Raw genomic sequence first — 22098 nt, 5'->3', positions numbered from 1 at the left:
CTATAGTGATGAACAAGTTGCTATGCCTTCTTTGGGCCGCATATAAACACGATAAAACACTAGGATAGGTGCAGATCAATGTCTTACCAAACCTCTATTCATTTTGATCCAACGGCGCTGCTGATAATAAAAAATGAAGTGGATAACTCCATTAAGCTGGTTGAATCAGCTGTGAGCACCTTAGCAGAAGATCAGACTTTACCTTTTGGGATTGACGATGCATTAAACCAATTTGAGCAATGCGCTCAAGTGCTTGCATTGATTGATATGTCGAGCTTGGCCAAAATTGCTGAATATTCCGCAGAGCTTATGCGCAAGATCATAGGGAATCCTGCACAGATTAATACGCCAGATGTGATTGCACTCAGCGAAGGCACGACCATGCTGAAGCGCTATATTGAGTTCATTTGCTTAAGAGAGGTGAAAATTCCACAGTTTTTACTCGATACCTTAAACCGTCTTGAAATTGCATTAGCAAAGCCTTTAACGCAAGAAGGTCAGCACATCGAGTCCTTACTAGACTGTATCACCCCAGATTTCAACCTCCCTCAAGCGCCAAGTCTTGAAAAATCTCAATATGTTCACCGCCTGTACAAGCTGTCTTTAAGTCAAATGTTGAAACAAGAAGAAAGCGAACTTGATTTACAAGCAATGAAATTGGTGGGAACTTATTTAGCGGGTCTAGCAGAACAAACGCCGAGTAAACAGTATTGGAACTTGGTCTATGTTGCACTCAATCAAATTGAACAATTGCTCATTAATGAACCACGTTTACGTACTTTGATTAGCATCGAACGTAACATTGCACAGTTCTTTACTGCGCCTGAACGTTTCAAAGCCAGCCTCACCGATCTTGCCAACATTCTCAGCTTATGTATCAGCCAAGAAGACGAAGTATCCCAACACATCCGTGGCAAACTCAATATTGGCGATGACTTACTCACAGATACGCAGCTGCAAGTTTTCAGTCGTCATCTGTATGGCCCAGATTTCGACACGATGCATACCATCAGTGATTTGGTAACCACCGAAATGTCGCAAATCCGCAATGACATTGAGTACAACTACCAAAACATGACCCCTGAAAAGACCCAAGAGCTCCAAGCAAAACTGATCGATTTGGCGAACATCTTCAAAGTGTTGAACTTAAATGAAGCGCATAATGACTTAAACCGTCAAGCAGCATCACTTAGTCAAGCAGATATGCTGAAAGATGAAGGTTTTGCGCAGCAGTTGATGAACGTGATCTTGTCGGCAATGAACTCGATTGGAGTGTTAGAACGTCACCATACTTCAAGCCGCCTACAGCTTCGTGTGAACAACATGAATATTTCACTAGACCGTTTAGATGAAGCCCATGCTGCTTTATTGACTGAGGCTAAAACGTCTATTGACTTAAGTAGTCAAGCGTTGGCGCAATATCAGCAAGAACAAGATTTAAGTGCTCTTGAGAATACTCCTGCGCAACTACGTGAAGTTGCGGGCGCAATGTTGTTCTTAGGTGCAGAAAATGGTCAAACCGCCCTGAATATTTCAGCAGATTTTGTGCAACAACAAATCACGGCTGAAACTGCGCTCACTGCTGCTCAGGTGAATCATGTACTTGATGCACTCGCAAGTGCAGATATGCTGATTGATAACTTAAAAAACAAACAGCCTGTATTACACAGTATGTTTGATGTAGCATTGAACAGTAGCCAAAAACTAAAGACTGTTGCCTAATGTCAGAACTTTCACTTGCTTATATTTTCCACCAACAGCAATTGTTGGTGGACCATAACTTTCAATTGCCTCGTGTAGAAAAGCTAGCAAGTGATTTAAGTTTTCACTCGGGTGATCAAGTGATTGCCCGAGACCTGCTAGACAATGAGCCGATTCCTGAAGGCTTAGAACTCATCCCAATTCGCCAGTTGCTTCCACTCTGGAGCACCAAACAATTCGAACAGGCCAGCCGAGCTATTCAACTGCTAGAATGGCGTCGCAATCATAAATTTTGTAGTCATTGCGGCCACGCCACAGAAGCACATGCCAGCGAATATGCCATGATCTGCCCTGCCTGCGGTTATCATCAGTATCCACGGGTACAACCCTGTGTCATCACCGTCATTACACGAGGTGAAGATGAAATTTTGTTGGCAAAAAATGCACGGAATACCCGTAGCAATATGTATGGGTTGATTGCAGGTTTTGTTGAAGTCGGTGAAACATTAGAAGAAGCTGTACGCCGCGAAACATTGGAAGAAGTAGGCATTCAAGTTAAAAATGTTCAATACTTAGCGAGTCAGCCTTGGCCTTTCCCAAGTAACTTAATGATTGCGTTTAAAGCAGAATACGCGTCGGGTGAGCTTTGCTTACAAGAAGAAGAAATCAGCGATGCCCAATTCTTCAAGTTTGATCAATTGCCTGAAATTCCGTTCAAAGGCAGTATTGCACATGCCATGATCATGCATGCGACAGAAGGCACAACAGTCGCAGATGATACACGTGAGTGGCTGTAAGCTCACTCACCATCTCTACAACAAATACACCTTAAAACCCAATTAGTGCTTAAGCGCATCCTCGAGCGCCTGCATAATTTTTTGCTTGGTCGTGAAGTAACGACTAAATAAACTCGATACTGAACCAATCATTGAAATATGGCCGATGCGCGGCACCGTCCAAAGTTGACTGTAGTTGCCTTTTTCTTTCAATCTACGATCCAAATCAACAGCATTGCTCAACCCGACTACATCATCATTCTCTGCAACCAACAGATAATGTTTAACTGTATTCGACTCGACGAAATAATACGGCATCACTTCTTGATAAGGTCTGTTCTGATCAAAAGCATCTGCACAAATTGGATCGCCTTTATAGTCGAAATGATAAGGTCCTGCCAAACCAATAATGGCGGTAATTTGACTACGGCATTGTATTTCATACGGTTTCGGATGATAAAGCGCAGACATCACATTAAACGCACCAGCAGAATGCCCCATCAATACCACTTTTTCAGTCAAAATTTGATACTTCAGCTGATGTACATTGAGATAATTTAAAGCCAAGCTAAGATCATCAATTGAGGCAGGAAAAATATGCTCAGGCGCTAAGTGATAGTTAATCACCGCCACATCAAAGCCTTCTTTGGCAAAGGCTTCGCCAATAAAATGATAATCTTTTTTATCACCATGCATCCACGCGCCGCCATGCACAAATACAATCAGAGGCCGATGTTCACGCGGTGTTTGTGTACAAAACAGATCTAAACGGTGTCGCGCGCGTAACCCATAGGCCACATTTTCTTGGACCGAATAACCCTTACGCGGTGTTAAGCGGTTTAGGGCATAACTACCGACATCATAAATACGAAAGTCACGATACAGTAATCTTGCATACTCTACCGAACGATTCAGTCTTTGAACAAAAGGCTGAAGCTTATTGAACATTATTTGGCTCAACTTGGTCTGGGTCTATCGCAACAGGCGTTTGCTCTGTCGGTGTTGAATTAATCATTGGTGATGCAAATGCACTGGTCGTTTGCGTCTGTTGCTCTATATTATCCACCAGTGTGATAATTTTAGTCACATTCCCCACTTGCTGTAACACTTGGTTTAAATCGGTAATTTCAGCACCATTTAAACGTCCCATCACATATAACACGCCATCTTCAGTGTGAATACGCACTTTCGCATCTGAAACAACAGCAGCTTTCATGATCAAGCCACGTGTATTTGCCGTAACTGAGGTGTCTTGCATGATGGTGCTATAACTAATTTGGTTTCCAACTGTAATGTAGTTATGCACGGTTTTGACATCCGACATCGCACGTACATTGTCTTCAGCCAACTGACGTAAGTGTTGATCGGGTACTTGTCCTGTTAATAAGACATTGCCATGAAAACTTTCGATATTGACGCGTGACTGTTTAAAACGACTGTCCAATTTATATAAGTTAATTTTTGCAGTACGCTCAATTGAAGAGTCAATAAAGACCTGCCCTAATGAACGTGCACCGCTTTCTGTTCCTACAGCGGCTGTTCCTGTCCCACCCGAAATGAAACTTGCACATCCAGATAAACTTGCGACGCATAATACGGTCATTGCAATACGATTGAACACTCAGCAAGACTCCTCAACTTTTCAAACTATTTTAATTCAGCATTTCAGCTTTGATTTTGTTCAAAGATTAATAAAGTCTTGATCAAAAGTAAAAGCATTTTCTATCCATTGCTGATCATAAGTGAATTTTGAAAAATCTTGCTGTATGGTTTTTGCAATTTCTTTAAAAAAATCAAAACAAATCACATCAAAGCGGCAATAATATTGCTGGAAATGTGGATGATCTTGTAAAAATAACATGGCCGTTTTTGCTATTTTGCGTTGTTTTGAATAGGAAATTGTTTCAATAGCCTGCGCAAAACGCGTTTTTGAGCGTGCTTTGACCTCAACAAAAACCAATTCCTGCCCTTTTTGTACAATCAGATCAATTTCTCCAAAGCGCGAGTGATAATTGGACTGCACATGAACATACCCCTGTTCTTCTAGCACAGTCAAAGCTTGTTGCTCTGCCCATTGTCCCAGCTTCATCTCTTTATCTTCCCCCATTTCGTTTTTTATTTTTTAATCATCACATTTCGAAAAACTCAATTTCGATCAAAAATTTTACGTCTTGATGTTTAAAACCACTGCTGTGAGTCTCTCGAACCAAACAATTCATTTCATTTTACGTTTTAAAGCCTTCTTGGCGTTTAGATTTCAATCGAATGTCTTCCCGACTCCTGCAAATCCATCGCCGACAACATTCTAGCTCACGCCACGACGGACAATTCAGGTAGAATGCTTATCGCGGTATCGGTTGAATGCGACACAGCATCCAACCTCACCCATCATTTTATTATTTTGCAACGCGGAGAAAACCCATGAGTGCCCAGTTATTTGTAGTCGCAACCCCTATTGGGCACTTAGATGACATGACTTACCGCGCAATTGATGTACTAAAATCAGTCAAAATCATTGCTGCTGAGGATACACGAACTTCAGCACAATTACTGAAACACTTTAATATTCAAACTCCACTTACTGCATGCCACGAGCATAACGAAAGCAACAAAATTGACATCCTTATTCAGCGTTTGTTGAACGGTGAAGATATGGCGCTTATCAGTGATGCAGGAACGCCTCTTATCAGTGATCCAGGTTTTAAATTGGTTCGTGCGGCACAAGAGCATAATATCCGCGTAATCCCTGTACCGGGCGCATGTGCTGCCATTGCAGCTTTAAGCTCAGTGGGCTTACCAAGTGATCGTTTCAGCTTTGAAGGTTTTTTGTCTTCTAAACAAACCCAACGACTGGCAAGTTTGGAAAAGCTCAAAGACGAAACGCAAACCCTGATTTTTTATGAAGCACCACATCGTATTTTAGACAGTGTCAGTGACATGGCTAAAGTCTTTGGTGCTGACCGCCCTGTCGGTTTTGCCCGTGAAATTACCAAAACCTTTGAAACCATCAAGAAGATGACATTAGGTGAGTTGGTTGAATTTATTGCAAACGATCATCATCAACAAAAAGGTGAGATTGTATTGGTTGTTGGTGGCGCAACCACTGAAAAAGATATGGCACAAGAAAAACTCGACCAGCTTTTAACGCGTCTCTTACAAGATTTGTCAGTGAAAGCTGCATCACAGTTAGCGGCTGATTTGACCGGCATTAAAAAGAAAATTGCTTACCAACGTGCTTTAGAATTAACACAAGATCAGGCTGAATAAGCTTAGATAGCTTGAAATAAAAGTATTGCTATTCTTTTTGAATGAAAAAAATAAAGAGCAACAGATGTAAGTGCTTTGGCCTTTCTCTGCTGCTCTCCATGTTAAGCAGTTCCATGTGAACCGCTTAACTCAAATTATGTAGTTATGTCATTTAAAATTTATAAGCATGTGTATGGGTTGACTGATCGTCAGTTACAATCTCTATCGAATTAGCTTGCTTCTTGGTAAATACGACCGCCGGGTAGTTGGCAAAAGTATTGTTTCAATGCATCCAGACAACGATGGATCTTCATCGGCTGTTGTTCATGCTTTGAAATGATGGCATATAGCGTAAAGTTAGGGAGCTTCCACTCTGGAAGAACTTCCACTAAAGAACCGTTAACCAATTCTTTTTGCACATCCAAATATAAAATACGTGCAACTCCATGCCCATGTTGGCATAAAGTCTTTGTCACTAAAATATTATTACTGGCTACTCTTGATTTCATCTCAAGTTTAACCGCATCACCTGTCACCACATTTTTAAAATCAAAATCATGATTGTTCTTCATAATCGTGATCGGAATAAGATCATGATTTTTCAAATCTTCAGGTCGTGAAATTGGTGCAGACTGATTCAAATAGCTCGGTGAAGCAACCAAAATCTGTTCCACGCGCGCCAATGGCACGACATGTACGCTTTGATCGTCAACCGTTGGGCTCATTCTTAGGGCAATATCAATTCGCCCATTCATCAAATCCACATAATGATTATCTGCTTCAATATGAATAGATAATCCACGATGTGCAGACATCCAATGCGACAAAGCAGGAATCACATGATTGGCACCTAACTCTGGCGTAGTGGCTATTCGCAGCTCACCCACGAGATCATCGCGCAATTCATTAATACGTATTTTGCCACGTTCAGCAGCGGCGAGCATTTCTTGACAGCTGTGGAAAAAAGCCTGGCCTGCTTCAGTTAAATTCAACTTTCTTGTTGAGCGATGTAAAAGAACAACTTCCATCTCTTGCTCTAAAGAACGAATTTGCTGACTCACAGCACTTGTAGTGATGCCTAACTCACGCGCAGCACCACTAAATGAACTCTTTTCGACAACACAAGCAAAAACACCCATTGCCCGTAGTTGATCTAACATAAAATTCTCTCTGGATTCATGAGAAGTTTTCATCTATTTGATAAAAACAACTCATTGTATTATACGGTGAATTTTTTGCGTTGCATCCAGATTTTTTAATTTAATGGTAAAACTATAGTCGGATTGATTGGCTTGCCATCTAAGCGTACTTGGAACTCTAACATGGTGCGCGTTGCACCTGTGGATCCCATTTCAGCAATTTTCTGTCCTGCCGTCACATTTTGACCGCTCTTCACATTCATCGCACTGTTGTGTGCATATGCTGTGATATAACCATCAATATGCTTAACCAAAATTAAGTTCCCATATTCTTTCAATCCGTCTGCTGCATACACCACTTGGCCATCTGCTGCTGCATAAATTGGATCACCTTGGTTACCAGCATAGCGAATACCTTTCACATTATTTGCTAAATTATAACCTTGCAAAACAGCGCCATTACTTGGTTTTACCCAGCGTAAAGTTGAACTTTTCGAGCTCACAACAGGTGCGGTCGGTACTTTAGCAGGAGTTGTTGTGGTTGTGGTGGTCGTATTTTGACTCGGGAGACCAATATTTTGACGTTGAATTGGAGCGGTTTGTGTAATAGGTTGCGTCGTAGTTGTACGTGGGCTACCCGAGCCTTTTAAACGTAATGACTGCCCCACATAAATACGATACGGCGCAGCAATATCATTCATGTCTGCAACAGAGGTATAACTCAGCCCATAACGAGTTGCAATACCGCTCAGCGTGTCGCCTGAACGAACTGTATAATAGTCTGGTGCTTTCGCAAAACGTGTTGCATTGTTAACCTGTGGTTTAGAAGCACAACCACTCAAAATAACAGTTGAAACTACAGCTGTGGATAACACGACAGTTTTCAGTAGTGCTGTAGGAATTGCAATGAAACGAATTTGAGACAACACAGACATTTATCTTACTCTCTAAAAATACAAAAATTAATCAGTTTAATTTGCGCTAAGATTAGCAAAAAAGTATGTGAAAATAGTATCTCTGCGCGTATTTTCACAAAGTTATAACAAACAGCTGAATACATTCCTTGTATTGCTCAGCTGTAGCGACTTTTACGCACTTATTTGCCCTTGTAATGCATGCAAAACTTCATAGTTGGTTGCATCCATCTGAATAGGCGTAATACTGACAAAACCATTTGCCACAGCGAAAAAGTCTGACTCTACCTCATCATAGCCTCTTTTCGGTTCTGCCACAGCTTCACCTGCAAGCCCAATCCAGTACACTTGACGACCACGTGGGTCAACATGACTGGTAATCGGCTTAGACTGACGACGACGTCCTTGATAAGTAATTTTAGCGCCCTGTAACTCAGCAACATCTGGAATATTAATATTTAAAATATGGCGTGGTGGCAATGCAGGCAAACCTTGCTTCACAAAATCATGCACCCACTGTGCGGCATGATGATAATCTTCTGGGCTGTTGTACGAACGCACTTCAGGGCCCGCAAGTGATACCGCAATGGCTGGCTGTTTCATTAGACGCCCTTCAAATGCTGCTCCAACTGTACCTGAGTAGAGTACATCATCACCCAAGTTTGCCCCGCTATTGATGCCACTAACAACCAGATCAAACTCAAAGTCAAATAAGCCATTCATGGACAAATAGACACAGTCGGCGGGTGTTCCATTGACTGCCCACATGTCGGGTGCAATTTCGATTGGGCGTAAGGGTCGATCTAAAGTCAAAGCACTGGAAAAACCACTGCGTTCACTTTCGGGTGCTACAATCACCACGCGACCTAATGGACGTAAAGCATGTGCGAGCGCTTGAATACCTGGTGCAAAAACACCATCGTCATTAGCTATTAAAATATTCACTGATGGATCTTCTTAAATCTATATGAGTCGGTAAAAGCCTTATACATCTATTTTGCACTCGTCTTCGTCTTTTTAATCTGCAATTCATACAGGTAGATTTGGGGGTAGCTTTAAAAAAAACTAAATCTTTAAAGCGAAAAGAAAAGCTATAGAGTCCTCGATGCAGAACGACTATACATTGAGATCAGGCAATCTGAAAAGATGAAATCATTGATCTGGGTGAGTACTTTACTCTTGCATGAACAGAGTACAAAAGAGAGAGCTTAAAAATAGAAGAAGCTAAGCATAGGTTTAAAGTGTTTACTGGAGAGTACGCCTTCAAAAAGATAACATATAGATCTCTTGATTCTATAAAACTACTCTTCTCTTACATAAACAAATAAATATAAAGCAATGAGTTAAAAATATTTAAGAGAGCAATTCCAGCTATGACTCACTATTACAAAACATGCTTTTAAGTGTTTGGATATTGAGACAAGTTATTCGCGTTTTTTACTCATTTCGGATAACAAATCCAGTTGTATTTCTTGTATTTGGGCTAACCTATTCCACTGATGCATCAACAAATGATCTAGTTTTTCATTTAAATGTTGAATTTCTAACTCTGCCTTTAAATTAATTTTATAATCGTTTTGCGAACGCAATCTGTCTTTAGCTTCCTGTCTATTTTGGCTCATCATAATCACAGGAGCTTGAATCGCTGCAATACAGGATAAAATTAAATTTAATAAAATAAAGGGATACGGATCGGCAGGATGCGTAACCATGACTACTGTATTTACAATAATCCAAATGGCTAGGAAAGTTGCAAAGCACATGAGAAAAGCCCAACTACCGCCAAAGGTCGCAATTTTATATGCCAGCTTTTCCCCTAAAGTCCAATTTTGATCCAACTGCTTTTCAACATTTTTGGTGATCACTTCATGTTGTTGCAAACTTTTAATCACCTCATATTCAAGATCAGTCACTTCGCCCTTTTCCGACTTTAACAGTGAATGAACATACTGAATTCGATATTTGGTTAAGTCTGCTTGGCAAATATAACTTTGAGGCGACCATTCTGGAAAATCATGTGAAATTTCTTCGGTAATAGATTTTCGTATTGCCCCCATAGGAATGAGGTTTTTAATGATGAATTTCTACCCACAGACTAAACATTCATGACTTTGAGTTTTTTCGCTCATGCTCGTTCTCTTTTATAATCATTATTGGTTTTGGGGAGATAAACATCATCGAACAAATTTTAAACCAATGTCAAATTTTCAGCATCACTCAGCGTAGCTCCTCATTAAGTTTTTTCTAGACAGTAGCCATGAATAAAAAAATGCCACAGATATAATCATGATTCTGTGTCTTAAATACGGTTAAACAAGTTCATATCATCAGGCTAAAAATTAAAAAAAATCCAGCTTTAGAGCAAGGAGACAATCAATGCCTAACTCCGCAAGACCTATGCGTTTAGGTCTACTTTTTCATACCATATTGCTCACAGGTATCACCGCTAACGTAGAAGCGAATACACTACCTGTAATGTTGACTTCTCCTAAAGATTTTATATACCCAGATGTAGATCATGCTCTAAGTGAAAGTCTTTATCCAAATGAGGCCGCCACTGCTAAAGAAATCGCGAACATCATTGAAATGACGATCCGAAAACAATATGCCACAGATATCGCACTACGTGATGCGCACCCTAAAGCACATGGTTGCGTACGCGCAGAATTTAAGATAAACGAAACATTGCCTCAAAACATGGCTTATGGTGTTTTTATTCCAGGAAAAACTTATCAAGCGTGGATTCGTTTTTCGAATGGATCGAGTAATGCAAAACAGGCAGATATAAAAAAAGATGCACGCGGCATGGCGATCAAACTTTTAGCCGTGCCTCAGAAAAACCTTCTAGATGAACCTGCGGCTACGCAAGATTTCATTATGATCAATCACCCTGTATTCTTTACCAATGACCCCGCTCGTTATCTATCATTTATGCAAGATATCAATAGCGATCGATTGCTAAAAAAACTGCATGTCCCTTTTGCATTAGGAGCCAAAGGAACTTGGATTGCCTTAAACACTAGAAATAAAATTTCAAATCCACTGCAAACCAGATACTGGTCTATGGTGCCCTATCAGTTAGGAGTCGGCACGCGTCGTCAAGCAGTAAAGTACTCTGCTCGTGCATGTTCAAGCGTTGTTAGCCCGATTCCAGTTACTCCTCAAAAGGACTTTTTAAGAGCGGCTCTTCGAACGACGTTACAAGATCGTGATGCCTGCATGGAATTTCTAGTACAACCCCGGACATCCAGCACAATGTCTGTTGAAGACTCAATGACTGAATGGAAAGAAGACCAAGCTCCTTTCTATAAGGTGGCCACAATTCATATTCCTCAACAAGTTTTTGATACCACTGAGCAAAATAAGTTTTGTGAAAATCTATCCTTTACACCATGGCATGCATTAGCTGAACATAAACCACTGGGTGCGATAAACCGAATGCGCAAAGTCATATATGACCAGATTAGTCGCGTCAGACATGAGATGAATTCGGCTAAACAAACAAACGCTAACAATGTCGAAGATCAATAAGGAGTCCTATGGTTAAACTCAATGGCCTATTAATCTGTATGTCTAAAGAAGAAGTCCGTATGGTGATAGAACTCCTTCCAGCACATATTGAATTAACTCATCAAGAAGAAGGTTACATTTCTTTTGAGGTCAAGCAAAGCCACGATCCTTTTATCTGGGAGGTGCAGGAAGTGTTTGATAGCATGAAAAGTTTTAAGCATCACCAAAGTAGAGCGGCATCTTCTGTTTGGGGAGTAAAAACGCAAAATATTAAACGGCAATACGAAATATCTGAAGGTGAATAAGGTTTAAGTTTTTAGCTATAAAATGACACTTCAATGACCAGAACTTGAAATAGCCCTCAAACGAAAGCTCTCTCTATTCAGACCTTAAAATTTAAAAATGTTCTGCACTAAAAAACATGATGAAGAATAGCGGTTTTTGTATTAATCATCTTGCATTGAGCAAGTGTTAAAGCTAAGAGCTTTTTTAGTGAGCAATCGCTGCTGCTTTGGGTTTAAAAGCCACCAAACAAAAGACTATAAAACCACATAGAACAAAGGATGCGCCAAATCGACTCAGATCCAACCCTCCGTGACTAATGGGCTTATCTAGGAAATCCCCTAGTACGGCACCTAATGGTCGCGTGAGTACAAATGCAGCCCAAAATAAGAAAGTTCTAGAGATTTTGGTCCACATATAAAGCATGGTCAGCAATAAAAGTAAACCGCCAAAGATAAGTGCGGCACTGGTATAGCCCAGCCCTTGTGTATCTGCTGTCCAATCCCCTAGCGCTGTGCCCAATGTTTGGGAAAACATGATGGTCAGCCAATAAAACGCTTCACTATTGGAAGATTGAATACTTTGTACCGCAATTGACCCGCTGCTGTAGTACCACGCCAATAAAGATAAAATAAGTAAGTCGAATAAGATTAAGCTGCCACCTAAATAGCCCAGTCCTAAGGTACGATCAACATAGTCCGCTATAGTTGTCCCTAGAGTTGTTGTTGCAATAATTGTAGACCAATAAAAAAATGCATTATATTTTTTGGCCTTAATCTGTGCTGCAACGAATATTGCAAAAATAACGGCGAAGATACCCGTACTTACGATATATCCCAGATTAAGCGACATGGATAAGGCATCCCCCGCTGTTTCACCCAGTGTTGTTGCCGCAATTTTAATGATCCAAAACAACAAAGTGACTTCAGGCACCTTGCTCAGCACCTCATGCAATGTTTTTTCTTCAGTCATGATACGCACCCAAACCTTATTCTTTGTCTATGCTGAATAATAGTGCTCACAACTGAAATCAATCTTAAATTTCAAAGACCTCGCCCATAGAGGCTGTTTATGGCTTTCAACACCACAACATCTATAGACTTTTCATTCGCTTTCTAAATCGATTTAAAACCAAGCTGAGCTGAGTTAAACAGCTAAGCTCATGTTGTCGCTCGCTAGCTGTAAAGACAGCTGTAAAATAAGCCATAACAAATGTTCTATTCGCATCAATTTATTTGCGATATTTTTGAATTCACCTGATTGACCCGTCTATAAGTAAAGGGTTTAGCTTAATGGAACAATGAACGAATGATGGAAACTATGCTTACTGTATCTCGCTTAGCGAAAAAACTCGGGTTATCCAGAACGACTATTCTCTATTATGAGAAACAGGGTTTATTAAAACCAAGCTTAATCGCTGAAAATGGATACCGGTGGTACGGTGAAAGTGAAATTGAGCGTCTTAAAAGCATCATCTCTTACCGTTCTTACGGACTATCCATTTCAGATATTCGTTTGCTTTTAGAACCATTTAGCATATCCCAAGGGCAGATCTTGGAAAATCATTTTCGGGCATTGGAACAAGAGATCAATAACTTACGAGCTCATCAAAAAGCTATCATTGAGTTATTGAAAAAGTCCATTTTATTAAAGGAAAAGTTCGTGAATAAAGCCAAATGGGTAGAGATTATGATCGCAGCAGGTTTATCAAAAGAAGATATGATTAAGTGGCATCAAAAATTTGAAGAGATGGAACCTGAGGAGCATCAAAAATTCTTAGAGTCACTCAACATTACACAAGATGAGATTACGGCTATTCGAAGCTTATAGTGCTTTTTAGCTCTCAATATTTGATCATTTGAACATCAAACCCAATAGCTCTCATCTAAGGGCTATTGAGTTCACTGCTTACCTATCGTAAGCATTTTTTATCCCTAAATATTATTCCTGCACCAACAAGCAGATCATCCTAAAGACTGCCAAAACTGAAGATTAGAAGTCGTTACGATGATCATTGGCGATTAAAAAGTCCAAAACAAAAAACTTTATTAAAAAATGACTGGTCAGAACTTTTCATTGAATTCTAATTGAAAATATATATATTGAGTCTCCGCATCCACCATAAATATGTGATTTTAAAAATGATTAAAAGCTTAACATTACGTAATTTCTTCGGATTAGGCATGGCTATCATGATTTCTCAATCTGCTTTTGCACTAGAGGGATTAAGCACAGAAGAAGCCAACACCATCGTGAAAGAAGATATTGCAGCAGCGCAAGTCATGACCGAATTTTGCCCTGCTTTGGTGGGTCAAGGCCCTAAAATTGAAAGCAACATTCAAACTTTAATTCAAACCTATTTACAAGACTACTCAGATAAGTCGATGACCTATGCAAAATTACAGTCAGACAGCGAATACCAGTCGATTCTGAAAGAAGCTCGTACAGATGCAAATGGTACTGACAAAGCAGAACAAAAGTCAGTATGAACCGTACCGGGTTTGTCGGAGATTTTTTTATTTAAGTTAGGCCACCTGACCTAACGGGTTAATCTTATCATAGTACATTGCTTCAAACTCAAAAGGCGATACATAACCCAGTGCACTGTGTACACGCTTTTTATTGAACCAATATACCCAGTTTAGTGTCGCAAGTTGTACATCTGCTAAACCTTGCCAATCTGCTTTTAAATATTCAATCACCTCTGTTTTGTATAAGCCATTCACCGTTTCAGCCAGAGCATTATCGTATGAATCACCAGTTGTACCGACTGATGCTCGTAAATTTGCAGCTTCTAAACGATTGGTATAGCGAATAGAAAGATATTGAACACCTCTATCTGAATGATGAATCACATTCTTAGGCATACCTCGATCGTGCAATGCTTGCTCCAATGCATCGAGCACCATATCTGTATTCATCCGTGTAGATACTTTCCATCCAACAATTGCTCGTGAGAACACATCAATAACAAATGCGGTATATACCCAGCCTGAATGAGTTTGAATATACGTAAAGTCACCCACCCATAGTTGGTTTGGATGATCAGCATTAAAATTACGTTTCACTAAATCATCTGCCCGTTTTTGGTCATCTCGGTTACGAGTAGTTTGTTTATTCTTACCACGCCAAACACCTTGTATACCTAGCTTTTGCATCAATCGAGCAACTGTACAGCGTGCAATAATATAGCCTTCACGTTTTAATTTTTGCCAGACTTTACGTACACCATATCGACCTGAACTTTCCTTCCAAATTCGTTTAATTTGTTCAGCATGATGCAAGTCATGTAAATCTCGTTTCGCTCGATGTTCTGGATTGTCCGCGAGATCTAAAGTCCGGTAATAGGTTGAAGGTGCGATAGGTAAAATTCTACAAATCGCTTCAACACCATATCGATCTTTATTGTTATGGATAAAATCCACCATTATTTGTGTGGGCGGTCGAGCTCCGCCTGGGCGAAAAAAGCGGCTGCTTTGCGTAGAATTTCATTGGCACGTTTTAATTCTTTAATTTCACGTTCCATTTGCTTCATTTTTTCTTGGTCAGATATCTGTTGTACTTTGGCAGGATTTAGTTGATCCAGATGCTTTAAATACCAAACACGCAATGTTTCAGGAGTACAACCGATTTTAGGAGCAATAGCTGTGATTGCTGCCCAAGTAGAAGGATAATCTTTTTCAGATTCAATTAGTAATTGAACCGCTCTTTCTCTGATTTCAGGGGTATATTTTAATTTTGTCATCGGGATAGTTTCTCAGAATATTGACTCTCCGACAAACCCGGTACGGTTCAGTATGTGATGACGTTGTAAACTTTGAAGGTTAATTCAAGTTCTACATCTATATCGCAAAGAAAGGATGAATAATGGGGTTATTCATCCTTTTTTGTTGGACTGAAAAATGTAAAAACGATGAAGCGACTTCAACAGCTTCTATACATTTTTGCGCTTACATTTACTTAAAATTTGTTTAAGCTCATCCTATTATGGCAACAACATGTATGCACTTAGGGTTTAGAATGAATTTAAATGTAATGAAAAAAGTGATTTTGGCAGTTTGTGGCTCTTCTTTAATTGCCATCAGTTCGGCTCATGCAGCCAATAAAGACGAAAATATTGAAGTAACTCCATTGCAACAAGTGACGCAGCAAGAGTTGGCTGCAATTTATGTGTTATCCGAAGTTTGTCCAAGTCTCGTTTCAGACCAGAGTCAGTTTGAAAATGGATACAATACTTTGGCCAAAGAGTATCTACCGCAACAGAAAAACCCGACTGAATACCTTAAAAGCCTCAGCAAAGAGAAAAAATTTAAGCCTATTTTAGCCGAAGCTCAAGCCGATGCGAAAAAAGCAGGTAAAGCGAAAAACCAAGAAATTTGTAACGAATTGAGCACTTACAGCAAATAATACCAATTGGTTACAATATCTTTGAAATAAGCCGATTTCTCCCGTAGAAGTCGGCAGAACTTTGTCCTAAAATGCAAAGCTCTCGTGCTTATACTAAAGAAATCGGAACCCCTTAGAATGATTCAAAAAAGCGCCCTTGCTGCGGCATTACTCGTACCAAGCATTTCATTTGCAGCAACTGTCTTATCCTCACCACCAGAACTAAATAATAAATCATATGTGCTGATGGATTATGAGACTGGGCAAATCCTCGCATCTAAAAATGAAAATGAAAAATTAGCACCAGCGTCAATGACAAAAATGATGACGAGTTTCATTATTGAGCAAAAGTTGTTGGCGGGCGAGCTAACCGAAGATGAAAAAGTTCGGATGAACGAGTCTGCTTGGTGTCGTGGTAGTAGTTCGGAATCATGTATGTATGTGCCATTAAATGGTACTGCGACTGCATTAGAGATGTTACACGGCATTATCATCCAATCGGGTAATGATGCATCTAAGGCTATGGCTGAGCACATTGCTGGGAACGAAGGCACTTTCGTTCACATGATGAACACTGAAGCAAAACGTATCGGCATGACCAATACCAGCTTCATGAACTCAACAGGTATGCCTGCTGAAGGTCACTACTCCACTGCTAAAGACATGGCAACGCTTGCACAGCACATCATTCACGACAGTTCAAAATATTATCCGATTTATTCTGAAAAAGAATTTACTTTTAACGGTATCAAACAAGGCAACCGTAATGCCTTGCTTTATACTGACCCAAGTGTCGATGGTTTAAAAACTGGTCATACTGACGAAGCGGGTTATTGCTTAACAACTTCGGCTAAACGTGGCCCAATGCGTTTGATTTCTGTGATTTTTGGTGCGCCAAGCATGCAAGAACGCGCAACGCAAACACGTGAAATTTTAGCGTGGGGTTATGCAAACTTTGAAACTAAAAATGTTCAAGCTGCGAACCAAGTTTTAGCAAAATCAAAAGTGTGGTTTGGTAAAGAAAGTGACGTACAAATTGGTTTAGCTGAAACCTTTAATGTGACTATGCCTAAAGGTCAAGCCAACGCAATCAAAACACAACTGGTGGTTCAACCAAAACTGACTGCACCGTTGAAAAAAGGACAAGTGGTTGGTAAATATGTAGCAAGCCTTGATGGTAAAGTGATTGCTGAAAAACCACTTGTGGCGCTAAAAGATGTTGAAGAAGCAGGTTTCTTTGCACGTATGCTTGACCACATCAAACAATTCTTCTCAAACTTATTCTAAGCAGCAACATTTAGACTTAAGTTAAAGCATCCACACCTCGGTCTGGGTGCTTTTTTATTTTATAATGGACACCTACATAAAAGCAGAACACCAACATGGCTAAAAATATTCGCCCTTATTTGAACAGCACGCCACAGCTTGGCAACAACTGCTATATCGATGAAATGTCGGTAGTGATTGGTGATGTCATCTTGGCTGAAAATGTTTCTGTATGGCCTTTTGCCGTAATTCGGGGTGATGTAAACCATATTCGGATTGGTAAAAACTCGAATGTACAAGACCATGCAATGCTGCATGTTAGTCATAAAAAAGCGGACAAACCAAATGGCTCGCCTTTAATCATTGGTGAAGATGTCACCATTGGTCACCATGTCACCTTACATGGCTGTACCATCGGCAACCGTGTTTTGATTGGTATCAATAGCATTGTTTTGGACGATGTCATCATTCCTGACGATGTTATGATTGGTGCCGGAACACTGGTTTCCCCAGGTAAATTGCTTGAAAGTGGCTATTTATATGTCGGTAGTCCTGCCAAAAAAGTTCGCCTTCTGACAGAAACAGAATTAGCATTCTTACCATATTCAGCACAAAACTATGTCAAAGTATCGGGACATTATTTAGAGCCATGATCATTGGGAGCATTTTGCTCCCCTTTTCATATCAGATCAAATAACAAGCATCACCTTCAAAAATGCTGAATCTGCGGATTAATACTTCTCAAACTCAGTCACTAAAAAATCAATTAGTGCTTTTACCGATGGTAATAAACCACGTCGAGAGGTATAAGCCAGATGAATCAGTTCGGGTTTTGGCTCCCAGTTTGGAATCACTTTGACCAAACGGCCTTCTTTTAAATCATTATGAATAATCAGCTCTGGTAACTTGGCAATCCACGCCCACCACAATACCTGTATAGCCTAGCGGATGAAGAAGATACCAAAAGCGTGGAACTAAGCTACTAATTTTATATCCATAACATAGCCACCACCGCCTAAATTTTGTAGAATACTCCTTTTACCCCATGGTGCTTTTACATGACCGCTTGGACAGCTCACGTCACCGTCGCAACTATTGTTGAAAAAGACGGAAAATTTCTATTTGTAGAAGAGCATACTGCGGGTGTGACACACACTGTATTTAACCAGCCTGCAGGCCATGTTGAATCAGGTGAAACACTCATCGAAGCTGCCATTCGTGAAACTATGGAAGAAACTGGACATGAAGTGTCTATAGATGCGTTATTGGGCATTTATACCTATACACCACCTATGTTTCCAGATCGCACGTATTATCGTTTCTGCTTTTTAGCGCAGTCACTTCATCACAATCCAACGGCCGAACTCGATACAGGTATCGTGGGTGCAGTATGGATGACTTTAGATGAGCTGCTCGAAACGGCTCGTGCACGTAGTCCATTGGTGATTAAAGCGGTTCAAGATGCACTCGCGGGGCAAAAATATCCTTTATCGCTCGTTTATGAGCACCAAAATTCTCCCCTTATTTCAAGTTTGGATGCCTAGTCCTATGCAACAACGTGTCATCGTCGGTATGTCGGGTGGTGTAGATTCATCTGTTTCTGCTGCTCTTCTTCTTCAACAAGGTTATCAAGTTGAAGGTCTTTTCATGAAGAACTGGGAAGAAGACGACGGCACGGAATACTGCACGGCGATGGAAGACTTAGCCGATGCTCAAGCCGTCTGTGACAAACTAGGGATTAAACTACACACCGCCAACTTTGCTATGGAATATTGGGATCGTGTATTTGAGCATTTCTTAGCGGAATATGCTGCAGGCCGTACTCCAAACCCAGATATTTTATGTAATAAAGAAATCAAATTCCGTGCGTTCTTAGATCATGCTATGCAACTGGGCGCAGACTTTATTGCGACTGGTCACTATGCACGTCGCGGCGAAACTATGACCAACTCTAAAGGTGAGGAATACGCACCTTTACTGCGTGGTTTAGATAAAAACAAAGACCAGACCTATTTCTTACATGCTGTGCATGGCCGTGAAATTAATAAGACGTTGTTCCCTGTAGGGGAAATTGAAAAGCCTGAAGTACGTAAAATTGCGGAACAATACGACTTAGTCACAGCGAAGAAAAAAGACTCAACGGGCATCTGTTTTATTGGTGAACGTCGTTTTAATGACTTCTTAAAACAATACTTACCTGCACAAGCTGGAAAAATCGTCTTAGATGATGGCAAAGAGGTTGGTGAACATCACGGCTTAATGTACTATACGCTCGGTCAACGTGGTGGTATTGGTATTGGTGGTTTGAAAGGTGTAGCTGAAGGCGCATGGTTCGTTCTACATAAAGATATTGAAAACAACCGTTTGGTGATTGGTCAAGGTCATGAACATCCACTGATGCAAAGCACTGCGCTTTGGAGTGAAACGATTGACTGGGTCGCAGGTGAAATGCAGATTCCTGAAACAGGTTTCCGTTGTACCTCACGGACGCGCTATCGCCAAGATGACCAAGATTGTGTGATCTTTAATGATCCGACTACCCAAGGTGGCGTACGTGTTGAGTTCGATGAACCCCAACGTGCCGTGACTCCGGGTCAGAGTGTCGTATTCTACTCAGGTGAAGTTTGTTTAGGCGGTGGCGTGATTCATCATACCAATGCTCCTAAACCTGATTTTATTTAAAGGATTTTAAGACATGGCTGAGTTACCGTTTCAACAGCCTCAAACTTTGAACGAACGCCAAAACCGAGCTTTAGCGTTGGCGGCTGTTTTTCAGTCCGCGCAACTGACGCATATGACCGCCTTGAGCGGTCAGCAAAGTATTGGGGAAAGCGGTAACTTCTATTTAGAGCAGTTGATTAAAGCCAGTTTAAATATCCGACCAAAGGGCAACCAAAGCTGCCAAACTTTAGACTTCTTTCATCAGCTGGCGGACATCTCCTTAGGACTAAAAACCTTAGAAAGTAGCATTACCCAGCCCTTTAATACCTCACCCAAAACTCGAATTCCCAAATTATCCACTGCTAAACTTCCCATGACTTATGCCATGGCACTCTTACAACTCGAAAAGAAAGTGTATAGCAACCCCAAATTCGTTGAAATTATTGAACAGTCCCAACAAAAAATCTTAAGACAACTTTCTTTTTTCGATAATAACTATTTACATCCAAGCATTATTGCCAACTTAGCGCAAACCTACGTCGACACCGCAGGGCAAATTAACCCACGCATTATGGTGCGAGGTAATGCAGAAGCATTTAAAGATTCATCGCATACCAACCGCATTCGTGCTTCCCTCTTCACTGGCTTACAAATGGCACATTTATGGCGTCAGCTCGGTGGAAGTTCATGGGGCATGGTGTTTAGCAAACGCAAGTTGCTTAAAGATATTCAAGATCTCGCTCGTTTACAGTATCAGGTGATTTAACACATGATCGACGGGCTTTTTAGTTTTACGTTTAATTCCAAAGTTTAAGGAATCGCTATGAACGCTTTAACCGCACTTTCTCCATTAGATGGACGCTACGCTAGCAAATGTGATGCGCTTCGTCCTTTCCTCTCTGAGTTTGGTTTAATCCATGCTCGTGTGACTGTTGAAGTGCGTTGGTTACAAGCGCTTGCAAACCGTCCAGAAATCACTGAAGTGCCTGCTTTCAGTGCTGCGACCAATGCTGCACTTGATGCAATTGTTGCTGACTTTTCTGAAAACGACGCCAACCGTATTAAAGACATCGAACGTACTACAAACCATGACGTCAAAGCGGTTGAGTACTTCCTGAAAGAAAAAATTGAAGGCATCGAAGAGCTTAAAAATGCGGGTGAATTCATTCACTTTGCATGTACGTCTGAAGACATCAACAACTTGTCTCATGCATTAATGCTGAAAAGTGGTCGTGATGTATTGGTTGCATCTATGCAGCAAATCATTGACTCAATCGTGGCATTGTCTGAAAAGCATGCTGACCAACCTATGTTGTCTCGTACACATGGTCAGACGGCAAGCCCAACCACTTTGGGTAAAGAAATGGCAAACGTAGCATATCGTCTTGCGCGCCAAATTAAACAATTCAAACAAGTTGAGCTTTTAGGCAAAATTAACGGTGCAGTGGGTAACTATAATGCTCACCTTTCTGCTTACCCAGACATCAACTGGCCTGCACACTCACAAGCATTCGTTGAGTCTTTAGGTCTAAGCTTTAACCCGTACACCACTCAAATTGAGCCGCATGACTACATGGCGGAACTGTTTGATGCTTTACGTCGTTTCAATACGATTTTGATCGACTTTAACCGTGACGTTTGGGGTTATATCTCGCTTGGTTTCTTCAAGCAAAAACTCAAAGATGGTGAAGTTGGTTCTTCAACGATGCCACACAAAGTAAACCCTATTGACTTCGAAAACTCAGAAGGCAACTTAGGCTTAGCCAATGCTGTACTTGCGCACCTTGGCGAAAAACTTCCAATTTCTCGCTGGCAGCGTGACCTAACGGACTCAACTGTACTACGTAACATGGGTGTTGGTTTTGCACAAAGCTTGATTGCTTTTGAAGCTTGTTCAAAAGGCATTGGTAAACTTGAACTGAATGCTGCACGTATTGATGAAGACTTGAACAATGCGCAAGAAGTTCTCGCTGAACCAATTCAAACTGTCATGCGTCGTTACAACGTTGAAAAACCATATGAAAAACTAAAAGCATTAACTCGTGGTCAAGCCATGACACGTGACATGATGGTTGACTTCGTCAATGGTAATGAACTTGAAGCTGTCCCTGCTGCTGACCGCGCACGTTTAGCGGAAATGACACCTGCAACCTATACAGGTAACGCAGCTGAACAAGCAAAACAAGTTGCTGACTTAATTTCTAAAATCTAATTTTT

The 22098-nt window shown here is 40.7% G+C and carries 23 protein-coding genes, 1 pseudogene and 1 other annotated feature; of the genes and pseudogenes, 14 read left to right on the top strand and 10 right to left on the bottom strand.

Translation table 11 applies throughout. The features are described 5' to 3' along the window. Positions 1–78: 78 nt before the first annotated feature. Together AC4CVD_RS05620 and nudC are read left to right on the top strand one after the other, a co-directional pair. Positions 79–1722, top strand: a complete 1644-nt coding sequence (locus tag AC4CVD_RS05620; RefSeq protein ID WP_490752370.1) for a chemotaxis protein — start codon at positions 79–81, stop codon at positions 1720–1722. Further along, positions 1722–2498 (top strand): NAD(+) diphosphatase, encoded by a 777-nt coding sequence (gene nudC / locus AC4CVD_RS05615; RefSeq protein WP_087010659.1) that lies wholly within the window; start codon positions 1722–1724, stop codon positions 2496–2498. The genes AC4CVD_RS05620 and nudC overlap by 1 nt, the downstream gene beginning before the upstream one ends. Positions 2499–2540: 42 nt before the next feature. Here nudC and AC4CVD_RS05610 read toward each other — a convergent pair whose 3' ends face one another. The 3 genes from AC4CVD_RS05610 to AC4CVD_RS05600 are packed head-to-tail and all read right to left on the bottom strand — an operon-like array spanning position 2541 to position 4566. After that, positions 2541–3425 carry an alpha/beta hydrolase gene (locus AC4CVD_RS05610; protein WP_490752369.1) on the bottom strand — a complete coding sequence of 295 codons (885 nt, stop codon included), beginning with the start codon at positions 3423–3425 and terminating at the stop codon, positions 2541–2543. Beyond that, entirely contained in the window at positions 3415–4098 is a 684-nt protein-coding gene (locus AC4CVD_RS05605) for a BON domain-containing protein (protein WP_010326352.1), read from the bottom strand. The genes AC4CVD_RS05610 and AC4CVD_RS05605 overlap by 11 nt, the downstream gene beginning before the upstream one ends. A 60-nt stretch (positions 4099–4158) precedes the next feature. Next, entirely contained in the window at positions 4159–4566 is a 408-nt protein-coding gene (locus AC4CVD_RS05600; RefSeq protein ID WP_005399780.1) for a YraN family protein, read from the bottom strand. Positions 4567–4898: 332 nt separating this feature from the next. Between AC4CVD_RS05600 and rsmI the strand changes: the two genes are divergently transcribed. Further along, complete coding sequence (gene rsmI, locus AC4CVD_RS05595; protein WP_242760290.1) at positions 4899–5744, top strand: 16S rRNA (cytidine(1402)-2'-O)-methyltransferase; 846 nt, start codon at positions 4899–4901, stop codon at positions 5742–5744. Between the two features lie 209 nt (positions 5745–5953). On the opposite strand, the gene AC4CVD_RS05590 is transcribed toward rsmI, so the two are convergent. From AC4CVD_RS05590 to AC4CVD_RS05575, 4 genes are all read right to left on the bottom strand, one after another. Further along, complete coding sequence (locus AC4CVD_RS05590) at positions 5954–6883, bottom strand: LysR family transcriptional regulator (RefSeq protein ID WP_010326350.1); 930 nt, start codon at positions 6881–6883, stop codon at positions 5954–5956. 95 nt (positions 6884–6978) lie between these two features. Beyond that, the gene (locus tag AC4CVD_RS05585; RefSeq protein ID WP_005399783.1) at positions 6979–7797 is read right to left on the bottom strand and encodes a peptidoglycan DD-metalloendopeptidase family protein; all 819 of its coding nucleotides are present in this window, start codon (positions 7795–7797) and stop codon (positions 6979–6981) included. 153 nt (positions 7798–7950) lie between these two features. Next, positions 7951–8721, bottom strand: a complete 771-nt coding sequence (gene surE / locus AC4CVD_RS05580; protein WP_005399784.1) for a 5'/3'-nucleotidase SurE — start codon at positions 8719–8721, stop codon at positions 7951–7953. 479 nt (positions 8722–9200) lie between these two features. Then, positions 9201–9854 (bottom strand): DUF1003 domain-containing protein, encoded by a 654-nt coding sequence (locus tag AC4CVD_RS05575; RefSeq protein ID WP_228128214.1) that lies wholly within the window; start codon positions 9852–9854, stop codon positions 9201–9203. A gap of 298 nt (positions 9855–10152) precedes the next feature. On the opposite strand from AC4CVD_RS05575, the gene AC4CVD_RS05570 reads away from it, so the two are divergent. After that, positions 10153–11307 carry a catalase family protein gene (locus tag AC4CVD_RS05570; protein WP_005399786.1) on the top strand — a complete coding sequence of 385 codons (1155 nt, stop codon included), beginning with the start codon at positions 10153–10155 and terminating at the stop codon, positions 11305–11307. Between the two features lie 38 nt (positions 11308–11345). Further along, on the top strand, positions 11346–11591 hold the full coding sequence (locus AC4CVD_RS05565) for a putative quinol monooxygenase (RefSeq protein WP_490752367.1): 246 nt from the start codon (positions 11346–11348) through the stop codon (positions 11589–11591). 184 nt (positions 11592–11775) lie between these two features. Here AC4CVD_RS05565 and AC4CVD_RS05560 read toward each other — a convergent pair whose 3' ends face one another. After that, complete coding sequence (locus AC4CVD_RS05560) at positions 11776–12540, bottom strand: COG4705 family protein (protein ID WP_490752366.1); 765 nt, start codon at positions 12538–12540, stop codon at positions 11776–11778. A gap of 336 nt (positions 12541–12876) precedes the next feature. Between AC4CVD_RS05560 and AC4CVD_RS05555 the strand changes: the two genes are divergently transcribed. Further along, positions 12877–13398 carry a MerR family transcriptional regulator gene (locus tag AC4CVD_RS05555; RefSeq protein WP_490752364.1) on the top strand — a complete coding sequence of 174 codons (522 nt, stop codon included), beginning with the start codon at positions 12877–12879 and terminating at the stop codon, positions 13396–13398. A 311-nt stretch (positions 13399–13709) separates the two neighbouring features. Beyond that, complete coding sequence (locus tag AC4CVD_RS05550; protein WP_490752362.1) at positions 13710–14057, top strand: MCR_0457 family protein; 348 nt, start codon at positions 13710–13712, stop codon at positions 14055–14057. Positions 14058–14093: 36 nt separating this feature from the next. Here AC4CVD_RS05550 and AC4CVD_RS05545 read toward each other — a convergent pair. Then, positions 14094–15313 (bottom strand): IS3-like element ISAba19 family transposase gene (locus AC4CVD_RS05545; protein ID WP_490752243.1). Its coding sequence is split into 2 segments (ribosomal slippage): positions 14094–15037 and positions 15037–15313, totalling 1221 coding nucleotides; the frame shifts between segments, so codons are not numbered across the junction. Continuing rightward, positions 14922–15038, bottom strand: a sequence feature (AL1L pseudoknot). Its footprint overlaps the gene before it by 117 nt. Positions 15314–15588: 275 nt before the next feature. Between AC4CVD_RS05545 and AC4CVD_RS05540 the strand changes: the two genes are divergently transcribed. From AC4CVD_RS05540 to AC4CVD_RS05530, 3 genes are all read left to right on the top strand, one after another. Beyond that, positions 15589–15975 (top strand): MCR_0457 family protein, encoded by a 387-nt coding sequence (locus tag AC4CVD_RS05540; RefSeq protein ID WP_490752360.1) that lies wholly within the window; start codon positions 15589–15591, stop codon positions 15973–15975. A gap of 117 nt (positions 15976–16092) precedes the next feature. After that, entirely contained in the window at positions 16093–17241 is a 1149-nt protein-coding gene (gene dacC, locus AC4CVD_RS05535; RefSeq protein WP_490752358.1) for a D-alanyl-D-alanine carboxypeptidase PBP5/6, read from the top strand. Positions 17242–17336: 95 nt separating this feature from the next. Continuing rightward, a complete protein-coding gene (locus AC4CVD_RS05530; RefSeq protein WP_490752356.1) occupies positions 17337–17873 on the top strand; it encodes a gamma carbonic anhydrase family protein in 537 nt (178 codons plus the stop codon). 78 nt (positions 17874–17951) lie between these two features. Here AC4CVD_RS05530 and AC4CVD_RS05525 read toward each other — a convergent pair. Then, positions 17952–18134, bottom strand: a pseudogene (locus AC4CVD_RS05525) (LysR substrate-binding domain-containing protein); the annotation flags it as partial. A 144-nt stretch (positions 18135–18278) separates the two neighbouring features. On the opposite strand from AC4CVD_RS05525, the gene AC4CVD_RS05520 reads away from it, so the two are divergent. Genes AC4CVD_RS05520 through purB form a run of 4 tightly spaced genes read left to right on the top strand, consistent with a single transcriptional unit; the run spans position 18279 to position 22093 of the window. After that, positions 18279–18764 carry an NUDIX hydrolase gene (locus tag AC4CVD_RS05520; RefSeq protein ID WP_490752354.1) on the top strand — a complete coding sequence of 162 codons (486 nt, stop codon included), beginning with the start codon at positions 18279–18281 and terminating at the stop codon, positions 18762–18764. A 4-nt stretch (positions 18765–18768) separates the two neighbouring features. Then, positions 18769–19902: a tRNA 2-thiouridine(34) synthase MnmA gene (gene mnmA, locus AC4CVD_RS05515; RefSeq protein ID WP_010326338.1), complete on the top strand. Its 1134-nt coding sequence runs from the start codon at positions 18769–18771 to the stop codon at positions 19900–19902. A 13-nt stretch (positions 19903–19915) separates the two neighbouring features. Continuing rightward, on the top strand, positions 19916–20647 hold the full coding sequence (hflD, locus tag AC4CVD_RS05510; protein WP_490752353.1) for a high frequency lysogenization protein HflD: 732 nt from the start codon (positions 19916–19918) through the stop codon (positions 20645–20647). 57 nt (positions 20648–20704) lie between these two features. Continuing rightward, positions 20705–22093, top strand: coding sequence for an adenylosuccinate lyase (gene purB, locus AC4CVD_RS05505; protein WP_005399801.1), 1389 nt, complete (start codon positions 20705–20707; stop codon positions 22091–22093). The last annotated feature ends 5 nt before the right edge of the window (positions 22094–22098 follow it).

It is taken from the genome of Acinetobacter sp. LipI_23, from assembly GCF_058243045.1.
Note: the sequence above shows the minus strand (reverse complement) of the source record. Positions and strands in the feature narration are given on the sequence as shown.

What these genes read in the sequence shown, in the direction of transcription:
- AC4CVD_RS05520 (WP_490752354.1), top strand. Translation starts at nt 18,279, where the DNA reads ATGACCGCTTGGACAGCTCACGTCACCGTCGCAACTATTGTTGAAAAA.
- AC4CVD_RS05530 (WP_490752356.1), top strand. Translation starts at nt 17,337, where the DNA reads ATGGCTAAAAATATTCGCCCTTATTTGAACAGCACGCCACAGCTTGGC.
- AC4CVD_RS05585 (WP_005399783.1), bottom strand. Translation starts at nt 7,797, where the DNA reads ATGTCTGTGTTGTCTCAAATTCGTTTCATTGCAATTCCTACAGCACTA.
- AC4CVD_RS05555 (WP_490752364.1), top strand. Translation starts at nt 12,877, where the DNA reads ATGATGGAAACTATGCTTACTGTATCTCGCTTAGCGAAAAAACTCGGG.
- AC4CVD_RS05550 (WP_490752362.1), top strand. Translation starts at nt 13,710, where the DNA reads ATGATTAAAAGCTTAACATTACGTAATTTCTTCGGATTAGGCATGGCT.
- AC4CVD_RS05610 (WP_490752369.1), bottom strand. Translation starts at nt 3,425, where the DNA reads ATGTTCAATAAGCTTCAGCCTTTTGTTCAAAGACTGAATCGTTCGGTA.
- mnmA (WP_010326338.1), top strand. Translation starts at nt 18,769, where the DNA reads ATGCAACAACGTGTCATCGTCGGTATGTCGGGTGGTGTAGATTCATCT.
- nudC (WP_087010659.1), top strand. Translation starts at nt 1,722, where the DNA reads ATGTCAGAACTTTCACTTGCTTATATTTTCCACCAACAGCAATTGTTG.
- AC4CVD_RS05600 (WP_005399780.1), bottom strand. Translation starts at nt 4,566, where the DNA reads ATGAAGCTGGGACAATGGGCAGAGCAACAAGCTTTGACTGTGCTAGAA.
- hflD (WP_490752353.1), top strand. Translation starts at nt 19,916, where the DNA reads ATGGCTGAGTTACCGTTTCAACAGCCTCAAACTTTGAACGAACGCCAA.
- AC4CVD_RS05560 (WP_490752366.1), bottom strand. Translation starts at nt 12,540, where the DNA reads ATGACTGAAGAAAAAACATTGCATGAGGTGCTGAGCAAGGTGCCTGAA.
- AC4CVD_RS05565 (WP_490752367.1), top strand. Translation starts at nt 11,346, where the DNA reads ATGTCTAAAGAAGAAGTCCGTATGGTGATAGAACTCCTTCCAGCACAT.
- AC4CVD_RS05620 (WP_490752370.1), top strand. Translation starts at nt 79, where the DNA reads ATGTCTTACCAAACCTCTATTCATTTTGATCCAACGGCGCTGCTGATA.
- dacC (WP_490752358.1), top strand. Translation starts at nt 16,093, where the DNA reads ATGATTCAAAAAAGCGCCCTTGCTGCGGCATTACTCGTACCAAGCATT.
- AC4CVD_RS05570 (WP_005399786.1), top strand. Translation starts at nt 10,153, where the DNA reads ATGCCTAACTCCGCAAGACCTATGCGTTTAGGTCTACTTTTTCATACC.
- AC4CVD_RS05540 (WP_490752360.1), top strand. Translation starts at nt 15,589, where the DNA reads ATGAATTTAAATGTAATGAAAAAAGTGATTTTGGCAGTTTGTGGCTCT.
- purB (WP_005399801.1), top strand. Translation starts at nt 20,705, where the DNA reads ATGAACGCTTTAACCGCACTTTCTCCATTAGATGGACGCTACGCTAGC.
- AC4CVD_RS05590 (WP_010326350.1), bottom strand. Translation starts at nt 6,883, where the DNA reads ATGTTAGATCAACTACGGGCAATGGGTGTTTTTGCTTGTGTTGTCGAA.
- rsmI (WP_242760290.1), top strand. Translation starts at nt 4,899, where the DNA reads ATGAGTGCCCAGTTATTTGTAGTCGCAACCCCTATTGGGCACTTAGAT.